Genomic DNA, 7,783 nt, shown 5'->3' on the forward strand with positions numbered 1-7,783 from the left:
CAGCGGCCACCCAGGCTGCGCAATCGGGTGCAAAACGAACTGGCCTCGCCCTTGGAGCTATAGCCGATCTGCGCCGTATAGACCCTGCGCGGTGACCCTGTCAGCTGACGACGCACATAGCCCACACGCTTGCCGCCCAAAATCGGGCGAAGCTGTCGGTTCAGACGCTGAACCTGTTGGCTAGCCCCGGATTTGCTGGGGTGAGAGGCCACGATAACCCCCCATGGCCAAGCGCGCTCGGGTGTCTGAAACTCATGCAGCTTTCGGTTACCCGCCAGGGTCACGCAGGCTTTCAGGAAAGGGGTCGTCTTATCGAGCCGAATATCGATCTTGGCGGCTTCAGGGGGATCATCGCGCCAGATCCAGGCGTTGAAACCCGTGATCGCCTCGACGTAATCCTGCGTTTCCCAAGGAAGGGTGCCGCCGCTGGCCTTGAAGCGTGCAGCGCGCCCCTCGCCGCCATTATAGGCCACGGCAGCAAGACCGATATTGCCAAAGCCGTCGGTCAGCTGGCGCAAATAGCGTGCAGAGGCGTCAATCGATTTGGCCGGATTGAACGGGTCATCAAGCCCAACGATATCTGCAGTTCCGGGCATGAATTGTGCAATGCCCTGCGCACCGACCGGGCTGATGGCATTGGCCTCGAACAGGCTTTCCTTCCACAAAAGCCGCGCAAGGAAATGGGGATCGATACCGTGATGGGTCGAGGCATCCTCGATCGTGCGACAGACATCGGCGATATAGGTTTCCAGCGTGATGCAATAGCGCCCGTCCGCCGTGCAGCGACGTGAGGCATTGTCCTGGCGCTTGGCGGTCTTGGCGGTCGGTTCAACTCTTGGGGCGCGGATGCCATGAACCGCATCCACCGCCTCATAGGCCGTGGCAGGCAAAGCGGTCAGAGCCATCAGGCAAAAAATCAGAAATCGACGCATCCACACGGAAACCAAACCCTCAACAGACATGCCGCCAAAGCTGATGGGGCGCGGTCTGCTTTAGCATAGGACCACATCTTTGGCTTGGCTTTTTCAAGACAACGCGCGCCCCTTAAGCCAGGGCGCGCGCGTCAAAAGATCATGACGTCTCAGCCCATCACTGTTTGACGGCGACGTCCTGAACATCAGCGGCCTGGGCCTGGGATTGAGGGATCAGATATCCGTCAGGCGTCTCGACCTGCGGCCCTTCAAGCGCAAGGCTTTCTGCCTGACTACGCACCTTGACGCGGGTGCCTGTTTTGGTTTCGTCAAACAGGTCCATGATGTCTTGGTTGAACAGGCGAATACAGCCAGCCGATGTGGCCTTGCCGATCGAGCTGGGATCCATCGTGCCGTGAATGCGGTACATGGTGTCGCGGCTGCCTTGATACAGATACAGCGCGCGCGACCCAAGCGGGTTGCTTGTCCCGCCCGGCAGGCCGTTTTTCAAATGGCCGTAAAGCTCGGGCTCGGTACGCACCATGTTCGAGGTCGGCGTCCAGGACGGCCATGCCGCTTTACGGCTGATCGTCGCATTCCCCTTGAAGCCCTTGCCAGCCTTGCCGACGGCGATGCCGAAACGCATGGCTTCGCCGTTATCAAGCACGTGGTAAAGAAGGCGCGCATAGGGGTCGACGACAATGGTGCCAGGTGCGTCGGGGCCATTATAAGCGACACGCTGGCGGGCATTGCGCTCGTTCAGATAGGCCGGGCGCACGGCCGGAATATCGATGGCCTGGCCGTTCGGGCCAGTATCGACCCGGGCCTGATAGATGGCGGGCGTCGAGGTGGCAGGGGCCAGTTGCGGCGCAGTTGCGGGGGCGCAAGCGGCCAGACCCAATGCCATGCTCAGCATCAGCGGGGCAATTCGCATATTTTTCTTCCTTCGTAACGCGGTCACATCGAAACCGAGCAACCGTGGCAGCAGAAACGCAGCTCTTTGAATCCGGCGATGGGGCAGACCAAGACCGCGACTCACATCAGGACATTTAAAGCCTGCTAAGCATGGTTGTCGTCAAGGGCCGGGCGGAATCCACTACCGTTTCCTCTTCAGACTGTTGCCATTTCGCTTGTTTTGCTTGGGGGGCGTGCGCGGCCTGCGCCGAAAGCAAGAAGAAGGAAGGGCCAGACGCCGTAAGGGTTTCTACGGCGTCTGGCGTTGCAGATCAGGCTTGGGCAGGCTGGCGCTGTCCCGCAGCGGGGCGGGCAGCCATTTTGCGTGTGTAGCGGGCATAGGCCAAATCTTCATGCTCGATATCGGGGCGACGTCCCGTGATCAGATCAGCCAAAAGCTTGCCCGAGCCCGCAGCCATGGTCCAACCCAATGTGCCATGCCCGCAGTTCAGATACAGGTTGGGCAGGCTTGTCGCACCAATGATCGGCGTTCCATCTGGCGTCATCGGACGCAGCCCGCTCCAGAATTCGGCTTTGCGGGTGTCACCTGCCCCACCAAACAGATCATTGACCGACAGCTCCAAGGTGGCGCGGCGGCGCGGGCTTAACGTCGTGTCGAAACCTGCGATTTCAGCAAGGCCACCGACGCGAATTCGATCGCCCAGACGGGTGATTGCAACCTTATAGGTCTCATCCATGACCGTCGAAACCGGTGCGATCTCGGCATCCTCGATCGGAATGGTCAAGGAATAGCCCTTGAGCGGATAGATCGGCAGCTTCATCCCCAAATGCCGCACCAGGAAGGGGGAATAGCTTCCCATAGCCACGACATAGCGATCCGCAACCACGCGCCCGGCCGATGTGCGAACGCCGGAAATCCGACCGCCTTCGGCCTCAAGCGCCTCGATGGATACGCCCCAACGGAAGGTCACCCCCGCCGCCGCCGCCATTTCAGCCAGATTATTGGTGAATTTGAAACAATCCCCGGTTTCATCGCCCGGCAGACGCAGCCCGCCCGCGATCAGCTCTTGCGAAGGGGCAAGTCCCGGCTCGGCCTGAACGCAGCCAGCACGGTCCAAAACCTCAAAGGGCACGCCATCGGCTTGCAAAACGGCGATATCCTTGGCCACCGCCTCGATTTGCTTCTCGCTGCGAAACACCTGCAAGGTACCCTGCATACGCTCATCGTAACGAATACCGGTCTCTGCACGCAGCGCCATCAGGCAATCACGGCTATATTCCGCAATCCGCACCATACGGCTTTTGTTGATCGCATAGGCATCCGAGGTGCAGTTCTTCAACATCTGCATCATCCAGCTGGCCCGCTGCATGTCGAAACGTGGCTGCAAAACCAGCGGCGCATGGCGCTGGAACATCCATTTGATCGCCTTTTGCGGAATACCCGGCGCCGCCCAAGGCGAGGAATATCCCGGCGAGACCTCGCCCGCGTTCGCAAAACTGGTTTCCAGCGCGGGGCCGCTTTGGCGGTCGATCACAGTGACTTCGTGACCGGCCTGCGCCAGATACCAAGCCGAGGTTACCCCGATTACACCTGCGCCAAGCACGACAACTTTCATAAGCGGAAACCTCTGATTCCAAGCCTTTTCTCGAAAATAGCTCTCCGCGTGAAAATTAGCTCCCGATCTTCATCAAAAAAATACCCATTTTTGCAATAATCATCACCCATATCCAATATAGATCGCAGTTTATTTCAACATTCTACATATTGATGAAACATTAGCCCTCAAATTCGCTACTGAACGCTCGATTCGCCCGAAAGCTTTTTACGTGGCTGATGGATTGAAGCTGGCGGTGCGAATGATAGACTCGGCCAATAAAAGCCAGCGGAAGCGCGCAAGTGTCAGATCGTCAGTCTCCCCTCGCCCCGTTCCGCCATCGCGACTTCCGGATGCTGTGGTCGGCGACGCTTGTGTCGAACTTCGGCGGGCTGGTTCAAGCGGTGGGCGCGGCATGGATGATGACCCAGCTCACCGACAGCCCGACGCTGATTGCACTGGTGCAGGCCTCAAACACCCTGCCGATCATGCTTTTTGCGCTGGCCTCGGGCGCGCTTGCGGATCTGTTTGATCGCCGCACGCTTTTGATCTCGGCTCAGGTCTTTATGGCCAGCGTCTCGGTCGTTCTGGCGGTGGTGACCTGGCAAGGGGTGATGACGCCCTGGCTTTTGCTGAGCTTCACATTCCTGATCGGCATGGGACAGGCGCTCTACAACCCACCCTGGCAGGCAAGCATGGGCGATCTGGTCCCCCGCGAGGACCTGCCGGGCGCAGTCACCCTCAATTCGGTGGGGTTCAACCTGATGCGCAGCGTCGGGCCTGCGGCGGGGGGGATCATCACCGCGGCTTGGGGGGCTGCGGCGGCCTTCACGATCAACGCGCTGAGCTATATCCCCTTGCTTGGCGCCCTTTTCTTCTGGCACCCCGTCACCCCCAAGCGCGCCGTCGCGCGCGAGCCGTTCGTGTCAGCCGTGGGCGCGGGTCTGCGCTATGTCGCCCTCTCGCCCAATCTGGTGCGTGTCTTGGCGCGCGCTGGCCTTTTCGGCTTTTCGGCGGTCTCGATTCTGGCGCTTTTGCCGTTGGTTGCGAAATCTCATCCCGATGGCGGCTCTTTCCTGTTTGGCCTGCTTTTGGGCTGTTTTGGCCTTGGCGCGATCATCGGCGCAGTGGTGAACCCCTATATCCGAGAGCGCCTGCCCAATGAGGTGATCGTAAGGATTTCCTTCGGGGCCTTTGCGGTTGCCGCTTTGATCTTGGCATTTACCGATTCCGTCTGGCTGCATGCTCTGGCGATTTTCCCCGCTGGCGCGGGCTGGGTGCTGGCGCTGTCGCTTTTCAACGTCTCGGTCCAGCTTTCAACGCCGCGCTGGGTCGTGGCGCGCGCGCTTGCGCTTTATCAGACGGCAACCTTTGGGGGGATGGCCGCCGGGTCTTGGGTCTGGGGCTCGGTTGCCTCTTCATATAGCATCGACACGGCCCTTGCCTGCGCGGCAGTGCCGCTGCTGCTTGGGGCGATGCTGGGCCATTGGCTAAGCGTGCCTGAATTCGGCACGCTTAACCTTGATCCGATCAATACATTCCGCGAGCCGCAACTGCGCCTTGACCTGCGCGGCCGCTCGGGGCCGATCATGATCATGATCGACTATCGCATCGCCCAAGAGGATGTGCCCGAGTTTCTTGATCTGATGGCCCAAAGGCGCAATATCCGCCGCCGGGATGGCGCAAGGGGCTGGGCATTGTTGCGCGATCTTGAAAACCCCAACTTGTGGTCGGAAAGCTATCATATCGCCACATGGGATGATTATGTGCGCCATAATATGCGCCGCACCAAGACCGATGCCCTTGTCACCGAGCGTCTATCGGCGCTGCATCAGGGTGAGGGGGCCCCGCCCGTGCACCGCATGATTGAACGTCACAACGTCACCCCCGAAGACGACCTGCCGCTGATCGGCAAGATCGAGGTCCCTTGAGCGCGCCGCGATCGCGCCCTGCAACAGCGATCCGCCGGATCGGCGCGGATCTGATGGCGCGCTTCGGCAGCGCCGGGTGGCCTTCAAGCGCGTGCCGATGATCAACTATATCCTTCGCCGCCTGATCTCGCTTGGGCTTAGCCTGATCATCGCCTCTGCGCTGATTTTCGCGGTTATTGCCCTGCTTCCCGGCGATCCGGCCAGCTTTATGCTGGGCACGGGCGCACAGCCCGATACGCTGGCCGCCCTGCGCGAGCAGCTGGGCCTGAACCAACCGCTGGCCTGGCGCTATCTTGGCTGGATCACGGGGGTGATTCAGGGCGATTTCGGGCAAAGCTTTACGTATAAAACCCCGATCGCTTCGATGATATTGGATCGGATGCAGGTCTCATTGCCACTGACGTTGATGGCATTGGTGCTGTCCCTTGCCTTGGCCTTTCCGATTGCGATTTTCGCCGCGCGCCGGCGTGGACAAGGTGGCGATACTGCCGTGATGGGCATCACCCAAATCGGCGTCGCCTTGCCCAATTTCTGGTTTGCGATGCTGTTGGTGCTGGTTTTCGCGGTCAAGCTGCGCTGGCTGCCCGCCGGTGGCTTTCCGGGCTGGGCCGATCCGCTTGCCGCCCTCAAGGCCCTGTTGTTACCCGCAATCGCTTTGGCCCTGCCCCAGGCGGCCATTCTTGCGCGCGTGCTGCGCTCGGCGCTGATCGAAACGCTAGAGCAGGACTATATCCGAACCGCCCGGGCCAAGGGGCTGACCATCGGTCAAACCCTGCGCCGCCATGCCCTGCGCAATGCCATGATCCCGGTTCTGACCATCATGGGGATGCAGTTTTCCTTTCTGCTGGCGGGCGCGATTATCATCGAAAACGTCTTTTACCTGCCCGGGCTTGGCCGCCTGATCTTTCAGGCCATTACCCAACGGGATCTGATCGTGGTGCAATCGGCGGTGCTGGTTATGGTGGCAATCGTCATCCTGGTCACCTTTCTGGTCGATCTTGGCTACGCCATTGTCGATCCAAGGTTGCGCCGATGAGATGGACCTTGATTCTGGGTGCGACGCTGGCCGGTTTGGCCTTGCTTGCCGCGCTGATCTCATTTTTCTGGACGCCCTATGCCGTAACGGCCATGTCGATCCCCGATAAACTGCAGCCGCCCTCGGCGCTCCATTGGTTCGGAACCGATCACTTCGGGCGCGACATCTTGTCGATGATCATGGTTGGCGCGCGCGTCTCGATCGCGGTGGCGCTGGTGGCGGTGGTGATCGGCATGGGGATCGGCGTGCCGCTTGGCCTGCTGGCTGCGGCCTATCGCGGCTCATGGCTGGATGATCTGATCATGCGCGCCAATGATCTGGTCTTTGCCTTTCCCAGCCTTGTGATTGCAGTGCTGATCACTTCGGTTTTTGGCCCCTCCGCGGTGAATGCGATCATTGCCATCGGCATTTTCAACATCCCGGTCTTTGCCCGCGTGACGCGCGCGGGGGCGCTGCCTTTGTGGACGTTGGATTATATCCGCGCCGCCGAAGTGGCGGGGAAATCCTCGACCCGGATCAGCCTTGAACATATCCTGCCCAATGTCATGAATCTGCTGATCGTTCAGGGTACGATCCAGTTCAGCCTTGGCATTCTGGCCGAGGCGGGCCTGTCCTATGTCGGACTTGGTGCCCAGCCGCCAACCCCCAGCTGGGGCCGTATGCTGGCCGAAAGCCAGACCATGGTGACGCTTGCCCCCCATGTCGCAATCATTCCCGGCATGTGCATCGTCATCACCGTGCTGGGCATGAACCTTTTGGGCGATGGGCTGCGTGACCGGCTGGACCCAAGATTGCGAGGGCGCGCGTGATCACGGTCCAGAACCTTTCGCTGCGCATCGGCGCAACTCCCATCCTGCAAGGCATCAACCTTGCTTTTGCGCCAGGCCAGATCACTGGGCTTGTCGGAGAAAGCGGCTCGGGCAAATCCATGGCCGCATTGGCGATCATCGGGCTTTTGCCGCGCGGTGCGGCGGCCTCTGGTCGGGTCGAACTGGATGGCCGCAACATTCTGGATCTGCCCGAGGCAGAGCTTTGCACCATTCGCGGCAAGCGCATCAGCATGATCTTTCAAGAGCCGATGACCGCGCTGAACCCGCTGATGAACATCGGCGATCAGGTCGCAGAGGTTCTACGCATTCACCAGCCCATCAGCCGCGCCCAAGCCCTGTCCCAAGCGCGCGACCGGCTGGACCGCGTTGGCCTGACGCAGCCGCGCTTTCCCTTGACGCTGTTCCCCCACGAGCTGTCCGGCGGACAGCGCCAGCGCGTCGCCATCGCGCTGGCCATCGCCACGCGCCCGGATCTGCTGATCGCGGATGAGCCGACGACGGCGCTGGATGTGACCACGCAAGCGCAGATCCTTGACCTGCTCAAGGGGCTGGTGCGCGACGAGGG

At 60.6% G+C, this 7,783-nt stretch carries 5 protein-coding genes and 2 pseudogenes; 4 read left to right on the forward strand and 3 right to left on the reverse strand.

From position 1 onward, the window contains the following. From RTS12_RS08220 to RTS12_RS08230, 3 genes and pseudogenes are all read right to left on the reverse strand, one after another. On the reverse strand, positions 1-905 hold a 905-nt coding region (locus RTS12_RS08220; protein ID WP_312527314.1), incomplete at its 3' end, for a lytic transglycosylase domain-containing protein. A gap of 184 nt (positions 906-1,089) precedes the next feature. Further along, complete coding sequence (locus RTS12_RS08225) at positions 1,090-1,845, reverse strand: L,D-transpeptidase (RefSeq protein WP_312527317.1); 756 nt, start codon at positions 1,843-1,845, stop codon at positions 1,090-1,092. A 292-nt stretch (positions 1,846-2,137) separates the two neighbouring features. After that, positions 2,138-3,451: pseudogene (locus RTS12_RS08230) on the reverse strand (D-amino acid dehydrogenase); the annotation flags it as partial. A gap of 272 nt (positions 3,452-3,723) precedes the next feature. On the opposite strand from RTS12_RS08230, the gene RTS12_RS08235 reads away from it, so the two are divergent. The 4 genes and pseudogenes from RTS12_RS08235 to RTS12_RS08250 form a co-directional block, all read left to right on the forward strand. Next, positions 3,724-5,352: an MFS transporter gene (locus RTS12_RS08235; protein ID WP_312527322.1), complete on the forward strand. Its 1,629-nt coding sequence runs from the start codon at positions 3,724-3,726 to the stop codon at positions 5,350-5,352. Positions 5,353-5,449: 97 nt separating this feature from the next. After that, on the forward strand, positions 5,450-6,388 hold the full coding sequence (locus RTS12_RS08240) for an ABC transporter permease (RefSeq protein ID WP_312527325.1): 939 nt from the start codon (positions 5,450-5,452) through the stop codon (positions 6,386-6,388). Further along, positions 6,385-7,197: an ABC transporter permease gene (locus RTS12_RS08245; protein WP_312527328.1), complete on the forward strand. Its 813-nt coding sequence runs from the start codon at positions 6,385-6,387 to the stop codon at positions 7,195-7,197. The genes RTS12_RS08240 and RTS12_RS08245 overlap by 4 nt, the downstream gene beginning before the upstream one ends. Before the next feature lie 53 nt (positions 7,198-7,250). Continuing rightward, positions 7,251-7,783, forward strand: a pseudogene (locus RTS12_RS08250) (ATP-binding cassette domain-containing protein); the annotation flags it as partial.

It is taken from the genome of Paracoccus sp. (in: a-proteobacteria), from assembly GCF_032007265.1.
In the GTDB taxonomy this organism is placed as follows: Bacteria; Pseudomonadota; Alphaproteobacteria; order Rhodobacterales; family Rhodobacteraceae; genus Paracoccus.

Excerpts from the sequence above, each read along its gene's own strand:
- RTS12_RS08240 (WP_312527325.1), top strand. The coding sequence starts at position 5,450 with ATGATCAACTATATCCTTCGCCGCCTGATCTCGCTTGGGCTTAGCCTG.
- RTS12_RS08245 (WP_312527328.1), top strand. The coding sequence starts at position 6,385 with ATGAGATGGACCTTGATTCTGGGTGCGACGCTGGCCGGTTTGGCCTTG.
- RTS12_RS08225 (WP_312527317.1), bottom strand. The coding sequence starts at position 1,845 with ATGCGAATTGCCCCGCTGATGCTGAGCATGGCATTGGGTCTGGCCGCT.